Genomic DNA, 21660 nt, shown 5'->3' on the forward strand with positions numbered 1-21660 from the left:
TCTGCTCGGGGGCGCGGGGGTTGCCTCCCGCTGTGATGCAGCATGGAGTCGTCGGTTCAACGAGTGGGAGGCCCGGTGGACAAGCCGAAGGTCGTTCTGGGGGTCAGTGGCGGCATCGCCGCGTACAAGGCCTGTGAGCTGCTGCGCAGGCTCACGGAGTCCGGCCATGACGTCCGGGTCGTGCCCACGGCCTCCGCGCTGCACTTCGTCGGCGCCGCCACCTGGTCCGCGCTGTCCGGCAACCCGGTCTCGACGGAGGTCTGGGACGACGTCCACGAGGTCCCGCACGTCCGCATCGGCCAGCACGCCGACCTGGTGATCGTCGCCCCGGCCACGGCCGACACCCTGGCCAAGGCGGCGCACGGCCTCGCCGACGACCTGCTGACCAACACCCTGCTCACCGCCCGCTGCCCGGTCGTCTTCGCCCCCGCCATGCACACCGAGATGTGGGAGCACCCGGCCACTCAGGAGAACGTGGCGACACTGCGCCGGCGCGGTGCGGTCGTCATCGAGCCCGCCGTCGGCCGCCTCACCGGCGTCGACACCGGCAAGGGCCGGCTGCCCGAGCCGGCGGAGATCTTCGAGGTCTGCCGCCGGGTGCTGGCCCGGGGTGTCACCGAGCCGGACCTCAAGGGCCGGCACATCGTGGTCAGCGCCGGTGGCACACGCGAGCCCCTCGACCCCGTCCGCTTCCTCGGCAACCGCTCCTCCGGCAAGCAGGGCTACGCCCTCGCCCGCACTGCCGCCGCCCGGGGCGCCCGCGTCACCCTGGTGTCCGCCAACACCGGGCTGCCCGATCCGGCGGGCGTGGACATCGTGCGGGTCGGCACGGCCGTACAACTGCGGGAGGCGGTCCTCAAGGCGGCCTCGGACGCCGACGCGGTGGTCATGGCGGCGGCGGTCGCCGACTTCCGCCCGGCGACATACGTCGCAGGAAAGATCAAGAAGAAGGACGACCAGGACCCCGAGCCCATCGTCCTGGTGCGTAATCCGGACATCCTCGCGGAGATCTCCACCGACCGCGCCCGCCCCGGTCAGGTGATCGTCGGGTTCGCCGCCGAGACGGACGACGTCCTCGCCAACGGCCGTAAGAAGCTGGAGCGCAAGGGGTGCGACCTGCTCGTGGTGAACGAAGTGGGGGAGCGCAAGACCTTCGGCTCGGAGGAGAACGAGGCGGTCGTGCTGGGCTCCGACGGCAGCGAGACGCCCGTACCGCACGGCCCCAAGGAGGCCCTGGCCGAAACCGTGTGGGACCTGGTGGCGCGACGGTTGGGGTGAATTGTTTGATGCGGGCGGGCCTCTCCGGTGGCTCCCTGGATTCGGGTGTGGCGTCCCTGGTCAAGGGTGTGTGACAGTGGGCAGAATGCCCGTGCCGCAGGTCACAGCGCTCCCGAGAGGCGAGACAGGGGGTCCGTGACCGAGCACGACAGATAAACTGTCCTCGGACGACGCCGGGCGCAGCCCCCGTCCCGTCCGCCAATGATCAGCCAGCAGCCGCTGCAACCACAGGGAGCGTTGTGTCCCGTCGCCTGTTCACCTCGGAGTCCGTGACCGAGGGTCACCCCGACAAGATCGCTGACCAGATCAGCGACACCATTCTCGACGCGCTTCTGCGTGAGGACCCGGCCTCCCGGGTCGCCGTCGAGACCCTGATCACGACCGGCCTGGTGCACGTGGCCGGAGAGGTCACGACCAAGACGTACGCGGACATCGCGACGCTGGTCCGCAACAAGATCCTCGAGATCGGCTACGACTCCTCGAAGAAGGGCTTCGACGGCGCCTCCTGCGGTGTCTCGGTCTCGATCGGCGCGCAGTCCCCGGACATCGCGCAGGGCGTGGACACGGCGTACGAGACCCGGGTCGAGGGCGACGAGGACGAGCTGGACCGCCAGGGTGCCGGCGACCAGGGCCTGATGTTCGGCTACGCGTCGGACGAGACGCCCACTCTGATGCCGCTGCCGATCTTCCTGGCGCACCGTCTGTCCAAGCGCCTGTCCGAGGTGCGCAAGAACGGCACGATCCCGTACCTGCGCCCGGACGGGAAGACGCAGGTCACCATCGAGTACGACGGCGACAAGGCGGTCCGTCTGGACACGGTGGTCGTCTCCTCGCAGCACGCGTCCGACATCGACCTGGACTCGCTTCTGGCCCCCGACATCCGGGAGTTCGTGGTCGAGCCGGAGCTGAAGGCGCTGCTGGACGACGGCATCAAGCTGGACACCGAGAACTACCGCCTGCTGGTGAACCCGACCGGTCGTTTCGAGATCGGCGGTCCGATGGGTGACGCGGGGCTGACCGGCCGGAAGATCATCATCGACACGTACGGCGGCATGGCCCGCCACGGTGGCGGCGCGTTCTCCGGCAAGGACCCGTCCAAGGTGGACCGTTCGGCGGCGTACGCGATGCGCTGGGTCGCCAAGAATGTCGTCGCGGCCGGTCTTGCCTCGCGCTGCGAGGTGCAGGTGGCGTACGCGATCGGCAAGGCCGAGCCGGTGGGCCTGTTCATCGAGACCTTCGGCACGGCCAAGATCGACGCCGAGAAGATCGAGAAGGCCATCGACGAGGTCTTCGACCTGCGCCCGGCCGCGATCATCCGGGACCTGGACCTGCTGCGCCCGATCTACGCCCAGACCGCCGCGTACGGGCACTTCGGCCGTGAGCTGCCGGAGTTCACCTGGGAGCGGACGGACCGGGTCGAGGCGCTGCGGAAGGCCGCGGGGCTGTAGGACCTGACGTCACGGGTTTGTGCGAGGCCCGGTGTCCCCTGGCGGGGCGCCGGGCTTCGGCGTTTCCCGGTGCGTCCCGATGCCGGACCGGCACCCCCCGCGGGAATCCGGGAAATCCGGCCGGGCGTCGGTTGTCAGTGGGGTTTGGTAAGAATGCAAGCGTGAGCAGCGAGAACGGGACTGGTGGCGGCGGGGCCGAGGGGGCGTCGCCGGAGCAGCTCGCGCTCATTCGGGAGAGTGTGCGGAAGGCCAAGGCGCCGAGGGCGAAGCCGAGGACATGGCGGGGGGCCGGTCTCGCCAAGGAGCTGCCTGTCGCGCGGGTGCTGGTCGACAAGGGTGTGCTGCATCTTGATCGGTACTTCGACTACGCCGTGCCCGAGGAGCTCGATGCCGATGCGCAGCCCGGGGTGCGGGTGCGGGTGCGGTTCGGGGCCGGGCGGCATCGGGTGCGCGAGGGGCGGCGTGAGGGTGGCGGACTCATTGACGGGTTCCTGGTGGAGCGGGTCGCGGAGTCCGACTACTCCGGGCCGCTGGCTGCTCTTGCCCAGGTCGTTTCCCCCGAGCGGGTGTTGAGCGAGGAGCTGTTGGGGCTCGCTCGGGCCGTTGCCGACCGGTATGCCGGAGGGCTTGCCGATGTGTTGCAGCTGGCCGTGCCGCCACGCAGTGCGCGCGCCGAGCAGCGGCCCTCGCCGGAGCCGCTGCCACGGCCCGGGGCGCCTGAGGCGGGGTCATGGGCGCGGTATGAGCGGGGGGCCGGGTTTCTGGAGGCGCTCGCCTCCGGGGGTGCGCCGCGGGCCGTGTGGAATGCGCTGCCCGGGCCCGAGTGGAGTGAGGAGCTGGCTCGGGCCGTCGTCGCCATGCTGGCCTCCGGGCGTGGGGCCCTGGTCGTGCTGCCGGACGGGAGGGCCGTCGCTCGGGTCGACGCCGCCCTGACCTCGCTGATGGGCCAGGGACGACACGCGGTGCTGACCGCCGACGCCGGGCCCGAGAAGCGGTATCGGGAGTGGCTCGCGGTGCGGCGGGGGAGTGTGCGAGCCGTTGTCGGGACTCGGGCCGCCATGTTCGCGCCCGTCCAGGATCTTGGGCTGGTCGCACTCTGGGACGACGGCGACGACAGCCACAGCGAGCAGCATGCCCCGCAGCCCCATGCGCGCGAAGTGCTGCTGCTGCGGGCCGCGCAGGACAAGTGCGGCTTTCTGCTGGGGAGTTGGAGCTGCACCGTCGAGGCCGCCCAGCTCGTGGAGAGCGGCTGGGCCGGGCCGTTGATCGCCGCGCGGGAGCAGGTGCGGGGAGCCGCTCCGCTCGTACGGACCGTGGGGGACCAGGATCTCGCCCGCGACGAGGCCGCCCGGGCCGCTCGGTTGCCCACTCTCGCCTGGCAGGCGGTGCGGGACGGGCTGCGGCAGGGGCCGGTACTCGTCCAGGTGCCCCGACGGGGGTACGTGCCGCGTATGGCCTGCGCCAACTGCCGTGCGCCGGCTCGGTGCCGGCACTGCTCCGGGCCGCTTGAGGCGCAGGGGTCCGGGGCCGAGCTGCAGTGCGGGTGGTGCGGGCGCGAGGAGGGAGCCTGGCACTGCCCGGAGTGCGGTGGGTTCCGGCTGCGCGCCCAGGTGGTGGGGGCGCGGCGGACCGCCGAGGAGCTGGGGCGGGCCTTTCCCGCCGTTCCGGTGCGGACCTCGGGGCGTGAGCATGTGCTGGACACCGTGCCGGGCACGCCCTCGCTGGTCGTGAGCACGCCGGGCGCCGAGCCCGTCGCCGAGGGCGGGTATGCGGCGGCCCTGCTGCTGGACGGCTGGGCGATGGTGGGGCGACCCGATCTCAGGGCGGGTGAGGACGCGTTGCGGCGGTGGATCGGGGCTGCCGCCCTGGTACGGCCGCAGGGTGCCGGGGGGACGGTGGTCGTCGTCGCCGAGCCCACGTTGCGGCCCGTGCAGGCGTTGGTGCGCTGGGATCCCGTCGGGCACGCGGTGCGGGAGCTCGGCGAGCGGGCCGAGCTGGGGTTTCCGCCGGTGTCCCGGATGGCCTCCGTGGCCGGGCCGGGGGAGGCGATCGCCGAGTTCCTTCGTACGGCCGAACTGCCGCCGGAGGCCGAGGTGTTGGGGCCGGTGCCGCTGCCTGTCACGGCGGCGGGGCGGCCTCGGCGGGTGGGGGCGCCGCCGCCGGGGGAGCATTGGGACCGGGCGTTGGTCCGGGTTCCGCCGGGGAGCGGGGCCGCGTTGGCTTCCGCGCTGAAGGCCGCGCAGGCTGCTCGGATGGCGCGTGGGGGTGGGGCTGGGGCTGGGGAGGCCGCGGCGGTTCGGGTTCGGATTGATCCGCCGGATATCGGGTGACGGCGCTCAGCTTGAGTGCTGGTGTGGCCCACCGACCCCGGCAGGGCCCCGGAACGGCCCCGGCAAGGCTCCGGAATGGCTCCGGCAAGGCCCCGGAATGGCTCTGCCCTCCCGGGTGCGCTCCGGGAGGGCAGAGTTCAGGGGGGTCAGCCGTTGCGCGGGCCCGGGAACGCCGTGGGCCTGGCCTCGTCGCGGAGGCCGGGGCTGCCTGCTGTCGGCTGGGTGGGCATGGAGCGGGCGGCGGGCACCGTCGGCACCGTGGGAAGGGTGGTGGAGACGTTGACCGTCCGGCTGCCTGCGGGATCCGCGGTCCGCTCGGCCTCGGCCGCCGCCTGAGTGGCGGCGCGGCGCGCGCCGTAGCGGCGATGGACGGCCTGCTTGGTGACGCCGAGGGCGCTGCCCACCGCGTCCCAGGAGAAGCCGAGTGAGCGGTCGAAGTCCACGGCTGCCGTGACCAGGGTTTCGACACTGTCCCGCAGCTCCTGGGCGAGACGCACCGTCGGGGCGGGAGCGCGTCCGTAGACGACGAAGCCCGTGGAGGGACCGGAGCGGCGCGGGCGGTAGACATTGCCCAGTTGCGCGGTCAGCGTGCGCAGTGCGTCCACCTGCCGGCGGACCCGCTCGATGTCCCGCACCAGCAAGTGCAGGCTGGCCCGAGCCTGGGCGTCGTGGGTTGCGTGGTCGGCCATGAACAAGCCTCTCGAACCGGCGTTGAAGGAGTGGGCCGCGAATACAGATGCGGCGCATGCGGCCCGTTGTGGTCAACTCTTTCTTGACCAACGCGGCAGCGCTCCGCTGGTCACGCACTGGGGGCGTGTGGGCATATGCCTACGCCCCTGAGTGGGGGGTCCGCGCGCCTTGGTGCCGTGGCCTTCGAGCTCGGCACGTTGCCGGGGGTGAGCCCCTGCGCCGTGCACCAATAGACTTGTGAGCTGCTCCTGCCCACCCCGCCCGAGAGGCCCGTGCCCACCCATGAAGCTTGTCTTCGCCGGTACCCCCGAGGTCGCCGTTCCCGCTCTGGACGCTCTGATCGCCTCCGGGCGGCACGACGTGGCCGCCGTCGTCACGCGGCCGGACGCGCCGGCCGGGCGGGGGCGCAGGCTGGTGGCGAGCCCGGTGGCCGAGCGGGCCGAGGAGGCCGGGATCGAGGTGCTGAAGCCCGCCAAGCCGCGGGACCCCGAGTTCCTGGAGCGGCTGAGGGAGATCGCGCCCGACTGCTGCCCCGTCGTCGCCTACGGCGCCCTGCTGCCGCGCGTCGCCCTCGACATCCCGGCCCACGGCTGGGTGAACCTGCACTTCTCGCTGCTGCCCGCCTGGCGGGGGGCCGCGCCCGTGCAGCACTCCATCATGGCGGGCGACGAGATCACCGGGGCCTCCACCTTCCTCATCGAGGAAGGGCTGGACTCCGGGCCCGTCTACGGCACGGTCACCGAGGAGATCCGCCCGACCGACACCAGCGGTGACCTGCTGACCCGGCTCGCCTTCGCGGGCGCCGGGCTGCTCGCCGCGACCATGGACGGGATCGAGGACGGCACGCTGAAGGCCGTACCGCAGCCGTCCGACGGGGTCACCCTCGCCCCCAAGGTCAACGTCGAGGACGCCCACATCGACTGGAGCGCCCCTTCCCTGCGCGTCGACCGGGTCGTGCGGGGATGCACGCCCGCGCCGGGTGCCTGGACCGTCTTCCGTGGTGAGCGGCTCAAGCTCATCCAGGTCCAGCCCGTGCCCGGACGGGACGACCTCGCCCCCGGTGCGCTTTCCGTCGGGAAGAACAACGTGTACGTCGGGACCGGGTCGTACGCCGTCGAGTTGCTGTGGGTGCAGGCGCAGGGCAAGAAGCCGATGCGGGCCGCCGACTGGGCGCGGGGCGTGCGGATCGGCGACGGGGAGCGCCTCGGGGCGTAACCGGACGTACGCGGGGTCGACCGTGCGACGTAGGCTGGGCGTACATCTCATCCAGTAATCCGGAGCACCTTTTCGTGAGCGACACCTCCCGTCGGCCCCGCAGAACCGGCAAGCCCTACCGTCGGCCCCAGAAGGACCCCGTCCGCATCCTCGCCTTCGACGCGCTGCGCGCGGTGGACGAGCGGGACGCGTACGCCAATCTCGTACTGCCGCCGTTGCTGCGCAAGGCGCGGGAGAAGGGCGACTTCGACGGGCGGGATGCCGCGCTCGCGACCGAGTTGGTGTACGGGACGCTGCGGCGGCAGGGGACATACGACGCGATCATCGCCGCGTGCGTGGACCGGCCGCTGCGTGAGGTCGACCCGCCTGTGCTCGATGTGCTCAGCCTGGGTGCGCATCAGCTGCTGGGGACGCGGATTCCCACGCATGCCGCGGTGTCGGCGTCCGTCGAGCTTGCCCGGGTCGTGCTGGGTGACGGGCGTGCCAAGTTCGTCAACGCCGTGCTGCGGAAGGTCGCTCAGGACGATCTCGACGGGTGGATCCAGCGGGTTGCGCCGCCGTACGAGGAGGATGCGGAAGACCATCTGGCCGTTGTGCACTCGCATCCGCGGTGGGTCGTCTCCGCGCTGTGGGACTCGCTCGGTGGTGGACGGGCCGGGATCGAGGCGTTGCTGGAGGCCGACAACGAGCGGCCCGAGGTGACGCTGGTCGCGCGGCCGGGGCGGGCCACGCGCGACGAGCTTCTTGGTGAGGAGGCCGCGGTGCCCGGCCGTTGGTCGCCTTATGCCGTGCGGCTTGCCGAGGGTGGGGAGCCGGGGGCGATCGAGGCTGTGCGGGAAGGGCGGGCGGGGGTGCAGGACGAGGGGAGCCAGTTGGTCGCGCTTGCCCTGGCCAATGCTCCGCTCGACGGGCGTGATGAGAAGTGGCTCGACGGGTGTGCCGGGCCCGGGGGGAAGGCGGCGCTGCTCGGTGCGCTGGCTGCTGAGCGGGGGGCTGCGTTGCTGGCCTCCGAGAAGCAGCCGCATCGGGCGGGGCTGGTGGCGAAGGCGTTGGACGGCAATCCGGGGCCGTATCAGGTCATTGCCGCGGATGGGACTCGGCCGCCTTGGCGGGCCGGGAGTTTTGACCGGGTGCTGGTGGATGTGCCTTGTACCGGGCTGGGGGCGTTGCGGCGGCGGCCGGAGGCGCGGTGGCGGCGGCGGCCGGAGGATCTGGACGGGTTTGCTCCGCTTCAGCGGGCGTTGTTGCGTGGGGCGATCGAGTCTGTGCGGGTGGGGGGTGTGGTCGGGTATGCCACCTGTTCACCGCATCTTGCTGAGACCCGGGTGGTTGTGGACGACGTGATGAAGGAGCGGGGTGGGGTTGAGCTGGTGGATGCTCGGCCCTTGTTGGTGGGGGTGCCGGAGTTGGGGGAGGGGCCTGATGTGCAGTTGTGGCCTCATCTGCATGGGACCGATGCGATGTATCTGGCGTTGATGCGGCGGGTGGGCTGACGCCCCGCTGGAACTGCCGCCCCAGTCCCCGCTTCGGCCCTTGAGTGGCCTTGTCTGGCCTTGTCCTCAAACGCCGGACGGGCTGGGGTGCGCACCGTCATCCTCCCGCGCCAGCCGATGCGGCCACCAGATCTTCGGGCCCACGTCCAGGAACAGCGCCGTCACCAGTACCGAGCGGACGATGAACGTGTCCAGCAGTACCCCCAGGGCCACCGCGAAGCCGATTTCGGCGAAGGCGACCATGGGGAGGGTGCCCAGGGCGGCGAAGGTGCCGGCCAGGACCAGGCCGGCCGAGGTGATGACCGCTCCCGTGGCGGCCAGGCCTGTGATGACGCCGGGGCGCGTGCCCTGGTGGGTGGCCTCCTCGCGGATGCGAGTGGTGAGGAAGATGTTGTAGTCGATGCCCAGGGCGACGAGGAAGACGAAGACGAACAGCGGGAAATCGGTCGACTCGCCCGCGTAGTCGAAGAGGTGCCGGAAGGCCAGCGCGCTGATGCCCAACGCGGCCGTGAAGGAGAGGATCACCGTGCCTATCAGCAACAGGGGGGCCAGGAGGGCACGGAGCAGGGCCGCGAGGATGAGCATCACCACGCCCAGCACCAGCGGGATGATCAGGATGTTGTCGTGCGTGGTCGCCCTGTCCATGTCCAACAGGGCTGCCGTACCGCCGCCCACCTGGGCGTCCGCGTCCGGCACCGCGTGCACGGCGTCCCGTACCCGCTCGACCGTCTGCTTCGCGGCCTCGCTGTCGGCGGGAGCGGTCATCGTCGCCTCGAAGAGCACCTTGCCGTCGTACGACGGTTTGGTGGCGGGTGGCAGGCCCAGCGAATCGGGGACGACACCCTCGGTGTCGGCGACCGCTCGGCCCACCTGCCGCGCCTGCGCCTGGTTGCTGACGATGACCAGGGGGTCGCCGCTGCCCGCCGGGAAGTAGCGCTCGGAGATCTCCTGGCCGGTGATGGACTCCGGCTTGTCGGTGAACGCGTCGGCGTTGCTCAGGCCCTCGGCCCGCAGTTGGATCAGGCCCAGGGAGCAGACCGCGAGGACCGCGGCCGTGATGGCCCAGGTCATGCGGGGGCGCCGGGCGATACCGCGGCCCGTGCGGGCCCAGACGCCGCGCTCGTGCGGGTTCTCCGCACCGACATGGGGGATCATCGGCCAGAAGATCCAGCGGCCGCAGATCACGAGGAGTGCGGGGAAGAGGGTCATCATCGCCAGCAGGCCCACCGCCACGCCGATCGCGGCCACCGGGCCGAGACCGCTCGTCGAGTTCATCTCCGCCGCCAGCAGCACCAGCATGCTCAGCACGACCGTCGCGCCGGAGGCGAGCACCGCCGGGCCCGCGCGGTGCAGCGCCAGGGCCATTGCCTCGTGGCGGTCCTCGTGACGGCGTAGTTCTTCCCGGTAGCGGGCGACGAGGAGCAGTGCGTAGTCGGTGCCCGCGCCGAAGACCAGGACCGTCAGGATGCCCGCGCTCTGGCCGTTCACCGTCAGGCCCGCGTGTTCCGCCAGCAGGTAGATGAGGGCCTGGGCGGTGAACAGGGCGACGATCACGGCGACCAGGGGGACCAGGAGCAGGGTCGGGCTGCGGTAGGTGATCAGGAGTATGACGATGACGACCGTCATCGCCGACAGCAGGAGGGTGGAGTCGATGCCCTCGAAGGCCTCGGCGAAGTCGGCCGATGTGCCGCCCGGGCCCGTGATGTGCACGGTGAGCCCGCCGCCGCCCTCGCCGACGATGTCCCGGATGGAGTCGACGGCGGGGGCGATACGGTCCCAGCCCTGCTCGTCCATCGGGACCTGGACCTGGACCTGGGCCGCGCGCGGGTCCACCTTGCGGTCGAAGACCGGGCCCCGCGTCTCGGCGCCGCGAATGCCGTGGTCGGTCAGCTGCTTGAGCTGGGGAACGTCCTCGGCGATCGCGGCCCGGTCCTGTGCCGTGAGGCCGTCGGCGCGGGCGTAGACCACGACCGCGGGGATCTGCTCCGGCCTGAAGTTCTCGGAGATCTCCAGGACTTGGGTGGATTCCGCGGACCCGGGCAGCCAGGAGGCCGCGTCGTTGTCCTGCGCGTCGCTCAGCTTCTGCGCGAGCGGTGCGGTCACGAAGAGCGCCGCCAGCCACAGGACGAGCACCACCCACTTGGCCCGCCGTCCGCAGACCAGGTGCGCGATGCCCTGCTGCCCCGACCTCGGCGTCCGCTTCTTCTCCTGGATCTCCGTCATGGCCACCCCCGCAGCCGCACAACGATCCGGTGGGCGGCCCAGCATGGCACGCCAGACCCGGACACAACATCCGATGAACGCCTTAGGTCTGGACCGGCGCGAACATTCGTGCCCGGACATGGCAGGCTTGGGTCATGGCCGCGCAGATCAACCCCAGCATCCTGTCCGCCGACTTCGCCCGCCTCGCGGACGAGGCGAAGGCGGTCGAAGGAGCCGACTGGCTCCACGTCGACGTCATGGACAACCATTTCGTCCCGAACCTCACGCTCGGCGTGCCGGTCGTAGAGTCTCTGGCCCGTGCGACGGACACTCCGCTGGACTGCCATCTGATGATCGAGGCCCCCGATCGGTGGGCGCCTCAGTACGTGGAAGCGGGGGCCTCCTCCGTCACCTTCCATGTCGAGGCGGCCGCGGCCCCGGTGCGGCTGGCCCGGGAGATCAGGGCGAAGGGCGCTCGTGCCGCCATGGCGCTCAAGCCCGCGACGCCCATCGAGCCGTACGAGGATCTGCTGCCCGAGCTCGACATGCTCCTGATCATGACGGTCGAGCCGGGCTTCGGTGGTCAGGCGTTTCTCGACATCATGCTTCCGAAGATTCGCCGCACCCGCGAGTTGATCAGCAAGCACGGCCTCGAGGTGTGGCTCCAGGTCGACGGCGGTGTCTCGGCGTCGACGATCGAGCGGTGCGCGGAGGCGGGCGCGGACGTCTTCGTCGCCGGTTCCGCGGTGTACGGGGCGGACGACCCGGCCGAGGCGGTCCGCGCGCTGCGTGCTCAGGCGGATGGCGTGACGAAGTCCGCTGCCTGGGCATGCGACCACTGAGCCAAGGGAACGTGAACGCCGCCCATCAGGGGCGGATCAAGAGCGCCGGATCTGCAAGGATGAACGGCGAATCCAGAGTGTGAACAGCAGTGAGGAGATCGCCGTGTCGGGTATGTCGGCGGGCCGGTCAGCCATGCGGATGGGACCCGCTGAGCTGGTGCAGGCGGCGGCCATGGCCCGCCGCTTCTACCTCGAGGGCAAATCCAAGATCCAGATCGCGGAGGAGTTCGGCGTCAGCCGCTTCAAGGTGGCCCGGGTCCTGGAGACCGCTCTCGAACGGGATCTGGTGCGCATCGAGATCCGTGTGCCGGCCGAGCTGGACGCCGAGCGCTCCGACGCGCTGCGTGCCCGGTACGGCCTCAGGCATGCCGTCGTGGTCGAGGCCCCGGCCGAGGCCGATGAGTCGCCCGACCCGGAGAACCTGGGAGAAGTGGCCGCCGACCTGCTCGGCGAGCTGGTGAACGAAGGGGATGTGCTGGGTCTGGCATGGGGCCGGTCCACCATCAACATGGCGGCCGCCCTCGACCGGCTGCCGCCCTGCACGGTGGTGCAGCTGACGGGCGTGTACGACGCCGGGACCGCCGAGCGCGGTTCGGTCGAGGCCGTGCGCCGTGCCGCGCAGGTCTCCGGCGGCGACGCGCACCCCATCTACGCGCCGATGCTGCTGCCGGACGCGGCCACCGCGGCGGCGCTGCGCCACCAGACCGGAATCGCCCGGGCCTTCGAGTACTTCGACAAGGTCACGGTCGCCTGTGTCTCCATCGGCTCCTGGGAGCCGGGCATCTCGACGGTGCACGACATGCTCAGCGACGAGGAGCGGGCGCACTACGCCTCGCTCGGCGTCGCCGCCGAGATGTCCGCGCACCTCTTCGACGCCGAGGGGCGCCGGGTCGGGCGGGACCTCCAGGAGCGGTGCATCACGGTCAAGGCCGACCAGCTCCGCCGTATCCCCGAGGTCGTCGCCATCGCGGGCGGACAGCGCAAGGCGGCGGCGATCGACGCCGTGCTGCGGTCCGGGCTCGTCACCTCCCTGGTGACGGACACCTCGGCGGCGGACTACCTGATGACGGCCGGTCCGACGCCGAAGAACACCCTCAACAGGGCCGACCCGGACGGGAACTGACGGGACGTCACGAGGGGGCGGCCGCAGGGGCCGTCCCCAGTCGTCCCCTCCTTCAGGGACGATCACTACGACCTGGGCGGTAACGGAATGACGGAGCTCGTGCTCACGCTGGACCTCGACGGGGTCACGGACAAGGCGGGCCTGATGGACCGCTGCGCCCGCGACCTGCGGCTGCCCGACTGGTTCGGGCGCAACTGGGACGCGCTGGCCGACTCCCTCTCCGACCGCGCCGTGTGGCCCGAGGGCGCCGTGGATCAGGGCATGCGGATCGTCGTACGGAACTGGCAGCCGTATGCGAAGGCGCGGCCCGACGAGTGGCGGATCGCCGAGGAGGTCTTCACCGAGGCGGTGGACCGCACGTCGGCGCTCTCCGTGCTGCTGGCCCTTGGAGGATCCTCCTAAGGGGCCTCTGACCTGCTTGGATGATGTGACCGTACAGCGCATTCCGGTCAGCATGGGACAATGAAGTACGTGCTCTTCCCCCTGGCTGACCTGTCCGGGGGCCACCTCTGATCGACTGGGATGTGCAGCACGTGCGTTTCCTCAATGACATCCAGCCCGCGTACGACCTGACGTACGACGACGTCTTCATGGTCCCGAGCCGCAGCTCGGTCGGCTCGCGGCAGGCGGTGGACCTCAGCTCCCCGGACGGCACGGGCACCACGATCCCGCTGGTCGTCGCCAACATGACCGCCATCGCCGGCCGCCGTATGGCCGAGACGATGGCCCGGCGCGGCGGCCTGGTGGTCATCCCGCAGGACATCCCGATCGACGTCGTCACCGAGGTCGTCTCCTGGGTGAAGAGCCGCCACCACGTCCTCGACACCCCGATCGTGCTGGCCCCGCACCAGACGGTCGCCGACGCGCTGGCCCTGCTGCCCAAGCGAGCCCACAACGCCGGTGTGGTCGTCGACGAGGACGGCAAGCCCATCGGCGTGGTCACCGACTCCGACCTGTCCGGCGTGGACCGCTTCACGCAGCTCGAAGTGGTCATGTCGCGCGACCTGCTGCTCCTTGACGCCGACATCGACCCGATCGAGGCCTTCAACACCCTCGACCACCACAATCGGCGTTACGCCCCCGCCGTGGACGCCGACGGCCGTCTCGCGGGCATCCTGACCCGCAAGGGCGCCCTGCGCGCCACGCTGTACACGCCGGCCGTCGACGCCGACGGCAAGCTGCGCATCGCGGCCGCCGTGGGCATCAACGGCGACGTCGCCGGCAAGGCCAAGCAGCTGCTCGACGCGGGCGTCGACACCCTCGTCATCGACACGGCGCACGGCCACCAGGAGTCGATGATCACCGCGATCCGGACGGTCCGGGCGCTCGACCCGCGGGTGCCGATCGTCGCGGGCAACATCGTGGCCGCCGAGGGTGTCCGGGACCTCGTCGAGGCCGGCGCGGACATCATCAAGGTCGGTGTCGGCCCGGGTGCCATGTGCACCACCCGCATGATGACCGGCGTCGGCCGGCCGCAGTTCTCGGCGGTCCTGGAGTGCGCGGCCGAGGCGAAGAAGTACGGCAAGCACGTGTGGGCCGACGGCGGTGTCCGGCATCCGCGCGATGTCGCCATGGCGCTCGCCGCCGGTGCGTCCAACGTGATGGTCGGGTCCTGGTTCGCGGGCACCTACGAGTCCCCGGGCGACCTCCAGCAGGACGCCAACGGCCGCCTCTACAAGGAGTCGTTCGGCATGGCGTCCGCGCGGGCCGTGGCCAACCGTACGTCGGAGGAGTCGGCGTACGACCGCGCCCGCAAGGCCCTGTTCGAGGAGGGCATCTCCACCTCCCGTATGTTCCTCGACCCGGCCCGCCCGGGCGTGGAGGACCTGATCGACTCGATCATCGCGGGCGTGCGGTCGTCCTGCACCTACGCCGGAGCCGGCTCCCTGGAGGAGTTCGCCGAGAAGGCGGTCGTCGGCATCCAGAGCGCGGCCGGCTACGCGGAGGGCAAGCCGCTGCACGCCAGCTGGAGCTGACGCCAACTCCCTTGCCGAAGGCCCCCGTTGCCCCGCCTCTGCGGGGAAAATCGGGGGCCGTCCGGCGTGCCCGGCCGCTACCGTCGGAGCATGGAGATCGCCACGTGCAGGGCCGAGGACATCGAGGCGCTGGACCGCTGCATGCCGTCGTACAGCGCCGACGGCAGCCATGCCGCCCGCTTCGCTCGGCAGGAGGCGGGGGACAGCACGTATCTGATCCCGTGGCTGGACGGCCGGCCCGTGGGCCACGCGGAGGTCCGCTGGACCGGGTGCGAGGCGCCGGAGGTGCGCGCGGCGCAGCCCGGGTGCCCGGAGATCAACGGCCTTCTCGTGTGGCCGGAATCGCTTCGCTCCCAGGGCATCGGTGCCGCACTGGTGCACACCGCCGAACGGCTGGCGCGCGAGCGCGGGATCGGCGTCATGGGCCTCGGTGTCGGCGACGACAACCCGCGCGCGGCGGCGCTGTACGCGCGGCTCGGATATCTGCCCACGGTGGCGTACATCGACCGCTGGACCCACCTCGACGACGGCGTGCGGCATGAGCGGGCGGATCCCTGTGTGTTCCTGGTCAAGGCCCTTTGAGGGAACTCCGCGCAACGGTCCACCAGCCACCCCGCAACGAACACCCACCCAGCCCCCGGACACGCAATGATCTTGCGGGCATACGCAAGGTTGCTGCATTTCATCAGCAACGCTGCTCCTCATAGGCTGTCGCCTCGTACGTGGCGTGGCAGGGACCCCGCTCGGTGGGTCCCTGTTGCAAGGGATGCCGCCGGTCCCTGTCGCACTGACCGGCAGCGATAAGGAGCCAACGCGTGCTCGACCAAGGCGCACCCCCGCAATCCCCAGGCCAGACAGCCGCCCCCGCGCCCCTCGGCGTCGGCGCGCGACTGATGCGCCGCAAGCCCGTGGAACACCTGGTCGCGGAGGGTGGTCAGGGCGAAGGAGGGTCCCTGCGACGCTCCCTCGGCCTGTGGCAGCTCACCATGATCAGCATCGGTGCCACCCTCGGCACCGGCATCTTCGTCGTCCTCGGCGACGCCGTCCCGGAGGCCGGCCCGGCCGTCACCCTGGCCTTCGTCATCGCCGGTCTCACGGCGCTCTTCTCGGCCCTGTCGTACGCCGAGCTGGCCGGCTCCATCCCGGTCGCCGGGTCCTCGTACTCGTATGCGTACGCAACGATGGGCGAGCTGGTCGCGTGGGTCTGCGGCTGGTGCCTGGTGCTGGAGTACGGCGTGTCGGTGGCCGCCGTCGCCGTCGGCTGGGGCGAGTACCTCAACGAGCTGCTCAACGGGACCATAGGCGTCACCATCCCCTCCGTGCTGTCCTCCGCGCCCGGCGAGGGCGGGATCATCAACCTGCCCGCGCTGATCGTCGTCCTGCTGGCGATGGTGTTCCTGCTCGGCGGCGTCCGCGAGTCCGCGCGGGCCAACACGATCATGGTGGCGGTCAAGATCGCCGCTCTGGTGCTGTTCTGCGCGGTCGGCTTCATGGGCTTCAAGTCCGGCAACTACGAGGACTTCATGCCGCTCGGCATGGCCGGTGTGAGCGCCGCGGGCGCCACGCTCTTCTTCTCCTACATCGGCTTCGACGCCGCTTCCACCGCCGGTGAGGAGGCCAAGGACCCCAAGCGGGACCTGCCGCGCGCGATCATGCTCTCGCTGATCATCGTGACCGCGCTGTACGTCCTCGTCGCGGGTGTCGCCGTCGGCGCCTGGAACTGGACCAAGTTCGAGGGCTCCGAGGCCTCCCTCGCCGCGATCATGAACGACGTCAGCGGCCAGAGCTTCTACGGCACCCTGCTCGCCCTCGGCGCCGTCATCTCCATCGCGAGCGTGGTCCTCACCGTGCTCTACGGCCAGACTCGCATCCTCTTCGCGATGTCCCGTGACGGCCTGGTGCCCAAGGCGCTCGGCAAGGTCCACCCGAAGACCGGCGCGCCGCGCCTCAACACGATCATCGTGTCCCTGTTCTGCGGTGCGCTCGCGGCCCTCATCCCGCTGGGCAAGCTCGTCGACGCCACCAGCATCGGCACGCTGTTCGCCTTCGCGCTGGTCAACATCGCGGTGATCGTCCTGCGCGTGAAGCGCCCGGAGCTCGAGCGCACGTTCAGGGTGCCGTTCGGGCCGGTGCTGCCGGTGCTCGGCTTCCTCTTCTGCGCGTACAACATGTTCAGCCTCGACACCGTCACCTGGGTCGTCTTCGGGTGCTGGATGGCCGCCGGTCTCGTGTTCTACTTCCTGTACGGCTATCGCCGTTCCCGTCTTGCCGTGCCAGAAGTGAAGTGAACGACCCGCAGTGCTGAACGATCTCGACGAACGCATCGTGCACGCCCTCGCCGAGGACGCCCGCCGCTCCTACGCGGACATCGGGCAACTCGTCGGCCTGTCCGCGCCCGCCGTGAAGCGGCGCGTGGACAGGCTGCGCGCGACCGGCGCCATCACCGGATTCACCGTACGGGTGGACCCGTCGGCTCTCGGCTGGGAGACCGAGGGGTTCGTCGAGATCTACTGCCGGCACAACACCTCGCCGGAGACCATCCGGCGGGGTCTTGAGCGGTATCAGGAGGTCGTGGCCGCGTCGACCGTCACGGGTGAGGCGGATGCGGTGGTGCAGGTCTTCGCCTCTGACATGCGGCACTTCGAGCGGGTCCTGGAGCGGATCGCCGGCGAGCCGTTCGTGGAGCGGACCAAGTCGGTGCTGGTGCTGTCGCCTTTGTTGCGGCGGTTTTCCTCCGGGTCGCCAACGTAGTGCGTTACCTGCGGGCCGGTGGGGGCTGGTCGCGCAGTTCCCCGCGCCCCTTTGGGGCGCTTCTGCTGACCCTTCTCAGAATGTGCCGTACGACCAGTGCATGCCCGCCGGTGCCTATGACCACTCGTCGGTAGAGGGCGCCGGCCCGCCCGGGGAACCTCGCCCGGGTCTCGGCCCGCAAGCGTGTGTGTCCCTGAGCCGCCTCGTCCAGGTGGAAGATCAGGGCGTACGTCGAGAAGGGGTGGCGGCCGACGAAGGCCATCTCGTGGCCAGGGGCCGACACCGCCGGCCGGAAGCCGCGCGAGCCGTGCATCAGGGTGTCCAGCTCGCGCCGGACGGCGTCTGCGCTCGCCTCGACGATCGTCGTGTGTTCGTCGACGAACGGCAGGGCGGGGATGTCGATGGCGTCCATGCCGGAAGTCTTGCCCGCCGGCACACGCGACCGCCTCCTCCGCGGGGTGGACCCGCATAGCCGTTCGGGGGAGGGGGTCAGTCGGCCGTCTTCCTCGCCAGGGCGTTGTTGTCGATCGAGTTGTGCACGCTGAAGCTCACCGCGTCGGAGCGGTAGCGGTCGTCCGACCACTCCACCGGGCGGCCCTCGCGGGTCGTCGTCACGCGTCGTACCCGCAGGAGGGGGCTCGTGCGGCGGATGCCCAGCAACTCGGCGTCCTGGGCGCCCGCCGACACCGCGTCGATGACGTGCTCGCCGTAGGCGAAGACCAACCCCGTGTCGTCGTACAGGCGTTGGGTGACGGACGGGCATTCGGGCTCTATGGCCTCGACGGCCGGGGAGATCCAGTCCGCGTAGACCGTGCGCTCCAGCAGCACCGGCTCGCCGTCCAGGCCGCGCACCCGCAGGACGTGCAACACCGGGGTTCCGGCGCTCAGTTGGAGGCGTACCGCGTCCTCCTTCGTCGCCGGGTGGTACTCCTGCGTGACGACATGGCCGGTGGCCTCCCGCCCCATCGCGTGCGCCCACTGGGCGAAGCTGCGCAGTTCGGCGAAGCTCTGGCTGCGGCGGCTGGCCAGCACCACGCGACGGGCGCCCTGGCGTGAGCCGATGAGCCCCTCGGCGGTCAGTGCCGCGACCGCCTGGCGGACCGTGCCGCGTGAGACGCCGTAGTGGGCCGCGAGGTCCGTCTCGGCGGGCAGCAGAGAGCCGACCGTGTACTCCTCGCGGTCGATCGCCTGGCGCAGCTCGTCGGCGATCTCCTCGTGTCGCGCCGCCATGCTTCCCCTCTGAGTCGGTTGCTGTGCACAGCGTGACCAGCCTAATCGAGATCGTCCAGTGCTCAGCATCAGTGGGGAGTGTGCAGAAATTCAGGGCAGAGGCTTTCGCCAGTGTTTACGAACGTGTCACCATCGGCGGGCCTACTGGGGCCAACTTGTTCAGACAAGTTCAAGACCTTTGCTGGGCAAGATCCTCCTGCACCCTCGCGCGTCCCCTGGAGAAAGCCGTGACCGTGTCCCTGCCGAGAAACGCCGTCCCGGTCGGCGCCCTCGCCGTCGTCGCCGCGCTCGCCCTGAGCGCCTGTGGCGCCGCCCCCGACAACGCGTCCACCACCGCCGACGGCAAGAGCGCCGCCACCGCCACCTCCGCCGCCGACCTCGGCGGCATGGACAAGCTGGTCGAGGCGGCCAAGAAGGAGGGCACGCTGCACGCAATGGCGCTGCCCCGCGACTGGGCCAACTACGGCGCCCTCATCGACGGCTTCCGGAAGAAGTACGGCATCAAGATCGAGGTCGAGAACCCCGACGGCTCCAGCCAGGACGAGATCAACGCCGTGACGTCGCGGAAGGGGCAGGACCGTGCCCCCGACGTGCTCGACCTCGGCAGCTCGTTCGCGATCAGCGCCGCCCAGCAGGGGCTGCTCGCGCCGTACAAGGTGGCGGCGTTCGCCGACATCCCCGAGGGTCAGAAGGACGCGCAGGCCCGCTGGTACAACGACTACGGCGGCTACATCTCCATCGGCTGTGACGCGAAGCGGGTCAAGGAGTGCCCGAAGACCTTCGCCGACCTGCTCAAGCCGCGGTACAAGGGCCAGGTCGCCCTCAACGGCAACCCCACCAAGTCCGGTTCGGCCTTCGGCGGCGTGTACGCGGCGGCGCTCGCGAACGGCGGCTCCTTCGACGACATCCAGCCCGGCCTCGACTTCTTCGCCGAGCTGAAGAAGAACGGCAACTACACGCCCGTCGAGTCGACCCCGGCCACCGTCGAGAAGGGCGAGACGCCGATCAGCATCGACTGGGACTACCTCAACGCCGGGTACGCCGAGGAGTTCAAGTCCAAGGGCGTCGACTGGCAGGTGTCGGTGCCCAGCGACGGCACGTTCGCGCAGTACTACTCCCAGGCCGTCAACAAGGACGCCCCGCACCCCGCGGCCGCCCGCCTGTGGCAGGAGTACCTCTACAGCACCGAGGGCCAGAACCTGTGGCTGAAGGGCTTCGCCCGCCCGGCGCTGATGACCGCCATGGAGAAGGCCGGCACCCTCGACAAGTCGGCCGCGGCCAAGCTGCCCGAGGTCTCCGGGACGCCCTCCTTCCCGACCGAGGAGCAGCAGAACAAGGCCAAGACGGTCCTCGGGCAGGGCTGGGCGAAGGCCGTCTCCGGATGACGGCCACCCTCACCCGGGCCGACACGGCGACCGCCGCTCCGCGGCAGCGGCGGCGCCGGGCCCTCGGCGGATGGCTCGCCGTCGTCCCGCTGCTCGTCTTCACCGCGCTCGCCTTCGGGCTCCCGGCCCTCGCCATGCTGGACGGCGCCTTCACCGTCAAGGACCCGGCCACGGGGGCGACTTCGTACAGCGCCGACAACCTGACGGCCTCGCTCCAGGGCGCCTACCTCACGGCCCTGCTCGGCAGCGTCAAGCTGTCCGCGGTCTCCGCCGCGCTCGGCACCCTGCTAGGGCTGCCCCTCGCCCAGGCCGTGGTGACCTCCCGCTTCCGCGCGCTGCGCGAGGCCGTGCTCACCGCGTCCGGGGTCCTCGCCAACTTCGGCGGCGTCCCGCTGGCCTTCGCCTTCGTCGCCACGCTCGGCAACGCCGGTGTGCTGACCCGGCATCTGGGTCTGACGGACAAGGGCTGGGATCTGTACAGCTTCTGGGGACTGGTGCTGGTCTACCTGTACTTCCTGATTCCGCTGATGGTGCTCACCATCACCCCGGCGCTGGAGGGGCTGCGCTCCCAGTGGCGGGAGGCGGCACAGAACAACGGCGCCACGACCGTGCAGTACTGGCGGCACGTGGCCCTGCCGGTCCTGCTGCCCACGCTGCTCGGCGGGTTCGTCCTGCTCTTCGGCAGCGCCTTCGCGGCATACGCCACCGCCGCCGCCATGGTGGGCAGTTCCATCCCGCTGGTCACCCTGCAGATCGCCGACGCGCTCTCCGGGAACGTCCTCGTCGGCCAGGAGAACGTGGCGCTCGCCCTCAGCCTCGACATGGTCCTGGTCGCCGGACTGGTCATGGCCGTGTATCTGCCCCTGCAACGACGGAGCGCGCGATGGCTCGCCTGAACCTGTGGCGGTGGGGCGTGCTCGGCCTCGCCGGACTGTACTTCCTGGTGCCGCTGGCCGCGTCGGTCGTCTTCACGGTCGACGTGCCGGGGCAGGGCCTCACCTTCGACGCCTACAGCCGGATCTTCTCCACCGAGGGCTTCGTCGCCGGCCTGCTGCTCTCGCTGGAGCTGGCCGCCGCCACCATCGCGATCGTCCTGCTGCTGATGGTGCCCGCCATGGTCGCGCTGCGGCTCGGCGCGCCCCGGCTGCGGCCGGTCGTCGAGGTGGTGTGCTCACTGCCGCTGGTCGTGCCGCCGATCGCGTTCGTCGCCGGGATCGGGACGGTGCTGAAGTGGGGGCCCGAGCACCTGTCGCGTACGCCGCTGTTCCAGACGTTCGTCGCGATCCAGAACCCGGACTTCCCGTTCGTGCTCGTGCTCGCCTACGTAGTGATGGCGCTGCCGTTCGTGTACCGGGCCCTGGACGCCGGGCTGCGCGCCATCGACGTACGCACCCTCGTGGAGGCCGCGCGCAGCTGCGGGGCCCACTGGCCGCAGGCGCTGATCCAGGCCGTTCTGCCGAACCTGCGCGGCGCCCTGCTCAACGCCTCCTTCCTCACCCTCGCCCTGGTGCTCGGCGAGTTCACCGTGGCCCAGCTGCTCGGCTTCCAGCCCTTCGCCGTGTGGATCGTGAACGTCAGCGGCTCGCAGGCCCAGCTCTCCGTCGCCGTGTCCGTGCTCAGCCTGCTCGTGACCTGGGTGCTGCTCCTCGTGCTCGCCGGCTTCGGCGGCCGTACCCGTACTACCTCCCGGGGATGAA

The 21660-nt window shown here is 70.9% G+C and carries 19 protein-coding genes; 15 read left to right on the forward strand and 4 right to left on the reverse strand.

Annotation, left to right across the window (positions count from 1 at the left end):
- The first annotated feature begins 75 nt into the window (after nucleotides 1-75).
- From coaBC to ACZ7NC_RS09985, 3 genes are all read left to right on the forward strand, one after another.
- Nucleotides 76-1278: a bifunctional phosphopantothenoylcysteine decarboxylase/phosphopantothenate--cysteine ligase CoaBC gene (gene coaBC / locus ACZ7NC_RS09975; protein WP_471486562.1), complete on the forward strand. Its 1203-nt coding sequence runs from the start codon at nucleotides 76-78 to the stop codon at nucleotides 1276-1278.
- Between the two features lie 239 nt (nucleotides 1279-1517).
- Complete coding sequence (gene metK / locus ACZ7NC_RS09980; protein WP_471486564.1) at nucleotides 1518-2726, forward strand: methionine adenosyltransferase; 1209 nt, start codon at nucleotides 1518-1520, stop codon at nucleotides 2724-2726.
- Nucleotides 2727-2887: 161 nt separating this feature from the next.
- On the forward strand, nucleotides 2888-5056 hold the full coding sequence (locus ACZ7NC_RS09985; protein WP_471486565.1) for a primosomal protein N': 2169 nt from the start codon (nucleotides 2888-2890) through the stop codon (nucleotides 5054-5056).
- Between the two features lie 146 nt (nucleotides 5057-5202).
- Here ACZ7NC_RS09985 and ACZ7NC_RS09990 read toward each other — a convergent pair whose 3' ends face one another.
- Nucleotides 5203-5745, reverse strand: a complete 543-nt coding sequence (locus ACZ7NC_RS09990; RefSeq protein ID WP_471486567.1) for a hypothetical protein — start codon at nucleotides 5743-5745, stop codon at nucleotides 5203-5205.
- 283 nt (nucleotides 5746-6028) lie between these two features.
- On the opposite strand from ACZ7NC_RS09990, the gene fmt reads away from it, so the two are divergent.
- Together fmt and ACZ7NC_RS10000 are read left to right on the forward strand one after the other, a co-directional pair.
- The gene (gene fmt / locus ACZ7NC_RS09995; RefSeq protein ID WP_471486568.1) at nucleotides 6029-6961 is read left to right on the forward strand and encodes a methionyl-tRNA formyltransferase; all 933 of its coding nucleotides are present in this window, start codon (nucleotides 6029-6031) and stop codon (nucleotides 6959-6961) included.
- Between the two features lie 74 nt (nucleotides 6962-7035).
- On the forward strand, nucleotides 7036-8454 hold the full coding sequence (locus ACZ7NC_RS10000) for an RsmB/NOP family class I SAM-dependent RNA methyltransferase (RefSeq protein ID WP_471486569.1): 1419 nt from the start codon (nucleotides 7036-7038) through the stop codon (nucleotides 8452-8454).
- Between the two features lie 66 nt (nucleotides 8455-8520).
- Here the strand turns inward: ACZ7NC_RS10000 and ACZ7NC_RS10005 are convergent, their stop codons facing one another.
- Nucleotides 8521-10677: an MMPL family transporter gene (locus ACZ7NC_RS10005; protein ID WP_471486570.1), complete on the reverse strand. Its 2157-nt coding sequence runs from the start codon at nucleotides 10675-10677 to the stop codon at nucleotides 8521-8523.
- 134 nt (nucleotides 10678-10811) lie between these two features.
- Here ACZ7NC_RS10005 and rpe point away from each other — a divergent pair, with 134 nt between their 5' ends.
- The 7 genes from rpe (at nucleotide 10812) to ACZ7NC_RS10040 (ending at nucleotide 17348) form a co-directional block, all read left to right on the forward strand.
- Nucleotides 10812-11498 (forward strand): ribulose-phosphate 3-epimerase, encoded by a 687-nt coding sequence (rpe, locus tag ACZ7NC_RS10010; protein ID WP_471486571.1) that lies wholly within the window; start codon nucleotides 10812-10814, stop codon nucleotides 11496-11498.
- A 79-nt stretch (nucleotides 11499-11577) separates the two neighbouring features.
- A complete protein-coding gene (locus tag ACZ7NC_RS10015; protein ID WP_403460590.1) occupies nucleotides 11578-12621 on the forward strand; it encodes a sugar-binding transcriptional regulator in 1044 nt (347 codons plus the stop codon).
- 87 nt (nucleotides 12622-12708) lie between these two features.
- A complete protein-coding gene (locus ACZ7NC_RS10020; RefSeq protein ID WP_471486572.1) occupies nucleotides 12709-13023 on the forward strand; it encodes a barstar family protein in 315 nt (104 codons plus the stop codon).
- Between the two features lie 131 nt (nucleotides 13024-13154).
- On the forward strand, nucleotides 13155-14597 hold the full coding sequence (locus tag ACZ7NC_RS10025; protein ID WP_471486719.1) for a GuaB1 family IMP dehydrogenase-related protein: 1443 nt from the start codon (nucleotides 13155-13157) through the stop codon (nucleotides 14595-14597).
- A 90-nt stretch (nucleotides 14598-14687) separates the two neighbouring features.
- Nucleotides 14688-15179, forward strand: coding sequence for a GNAT family N-acetyltransferase (locus ACZ7NC_RS10030; protein WP_471486573.1), 492 nt, complete (start codon nucleotides 14688-14690; stop codon nucleotides 15177-15179).
- A 233-nt stretch (nucleotides 15180-15412) separates the two neighbouring features.
- Complete coding sequence (locus ACZ7NC_RS10035) at nucleotides 15413-16885, forward strand: amino acid permease (protein ID WP_471486574.1); 1473 nt, start codon at nucleotides 15413-15415, stop codon at nucleotides 16883-16885.
- A gap of 10 nt (nucleotides 16886-16895) precedes the next feature.
- Complete coding sequence (locus ACZ7NC_RS10040; RefSeq protein WP_030947984.1) at nucleotides 16896-17348, forward strand: Lrp/AsnC family transcriptional regulator; 453 nt, start codon at nucleotides 16896-16898, stop codon at nucleotides 17346-17348.
- A 4-nt stretch (nucleotides 17349-17352) separates the two neighbouring features.
- Here ACZ7NC_RS10040 and ACZ7NC_RS10045 read toward each other — a convergent pair whose 3' ends face one another.
- Complete coding sequence (locus tag ACZ7NC_RS10045) at nucleotides 17353-17760, reverse strand: hypothetical protein (RefSeq protein WP_471486575.1); 408 nt, start codon at nucleotides 17758-17760, stop codon at nucleotides 17353-17355.
- A gap of 77 nt (nucleotides 17761-17837) precedes the next feature.
- The gene (locus tag ACZ7NC_RS10050) at nucleotides 17838-18578 is read right to left on the reverse strand and encodes a GntR family transcriptional regulator (protein ID WP_471486576.1); all 741 of its coding nucleotides are present in this window, start codon (nucleotides 18576-18578) and stop codon (nucleotides 17838-17840) included.
- Nucleotides 18579-18805: 227 nt separating this feature from the next.
- On the opposite strand from ACZ7NC_RS10050, the gene ACZ7NC_RS10055 reads away from it, so the two are divergent.
- The 3 genes from ACZ7NC_RS10055 to ACZ7NC_RS10065 are packed head-to-tail and all read left to right on the forward strand — an operon-like array spanning nucleotide 18806 to nucleotide 21659.
- A complete protein-coding gene (locus ACZ7NC_RS10055; RefSeq protein WP_471486577.1) occupies nucleotides 18806-19963 on the forward strand; it encodes an ABC transporter substrate-binding protein in 1158 nt (385 codons plus the stop codon).
- A complete protein-coding gene (locus tag ACZ7NC_RS10060; RefSeq protein WP_471486579.1) occupies nucleotides 19960-20859 on the forward strand; it encodes an ABC transporter permease in 900 nt (299 codons plus the stop codon). The genes ACZ7NC_RS10055 and ACZ7NC_RS10060 overlap by 4 nt, the downstream gene beginning before the upstream one ends.
- Nucleotides 20847-21659: an ABC transporter permease gene (locus ACZ7NC_RS10065; RefSeq protein WP_471486581.1), complete on the forward strand. Its 813-nt coding sequence runs from the start codon at nucleotides 20847-20849 to the stop codon at nucleotides 21657-21659. The genes ACZ7NC_RS10060 and ACZ7NC_RS10065 overlap by 13 nt, the downstream gene beginning before the upstream one ends.
- The last annotated feature ends 1 nt before the right edge of the window (nucleotide 21660 follow it).

This window comes from Streptomyces sp. NPDC111802, from assembly GCF_055634335.1.

Excerpts from the sequence above, each read along its gene's own strand:
- ACZ7NC_RS10030 (WP_471486573.1), top strand. The coding sequence starts at position 14,688 with ATGGAGATCGCCACGTGCAGGGCCGAGGACATCGAGGCGCTGGACCGC.
- ACZ7NC_RS10020 (WP_471486572.1), top strand. The coding sequence starts at position 12,709 with ATGACGGAGCTCGTGCTCACGCTGGACCTCGACGGGGTCACGGACAAG.
- ACZ7NC_RS10060 (WP_471486579.1), top strand. The coding sequence starts at position 19,960 with ATGACGGCCACCCTCACCCGGGCCGACACGGCGACCGCCGCTCCGCGG.
- fmt (WP_471486568.1), top strand. The coding sequence starts at position 6,029 with ATGAAGCTTGTCTTCGCCGGTACCCCCGAGGTCGCCGTTCCCGCTCTG.
- ACZ7NC_RS10065 (WP_471486581.1), top strand. The coding sequence starts at position 20,847 with ATGGCTCGCCTGAACCTGTGGCGGTGGGGCGTGCTCGGCCTCGCCGGA.
- ACZ7NC_RS10050 (WP_471486576.1), bottom strand. The coding sequence starts at position 18,578 with ATGGCGGCGCGACACGAGGAGATCGCCGACGAGCTGCGCCAGGCGATC.
- ACZ7NC_RS10005 (WP_471486570.1), bottom strand. The coding sequence starts at position 10,677 with ATGACGGAGATCCAGGAGAAGAAGCGGACGCCGAGGTCGGGGCAGCAG.
- ACZ7NC_RS09990 (WP_471486567.1), bottom strand. The coding sequence starts at position 5,745 with ATGGCCGACCACGCAACCCACGACGCCCAGGCTCGGGCCAGCCTGCAC.
- ACZ7NC_RS10045 (WP_471486575.1), bottom strand. The coding sequence starts at position 17,760 with ATGGACGCCATCGACATCCCCGCCCTGCCGTTCGTCGACGAACACACG.
- rpe (WP_471486571.1), top strand. The coding sequence starts at position 10,812 with ATGGCCGCGCAGATCAACCCCAGCATCCTGTCCGCCGACTTCGCCCGC.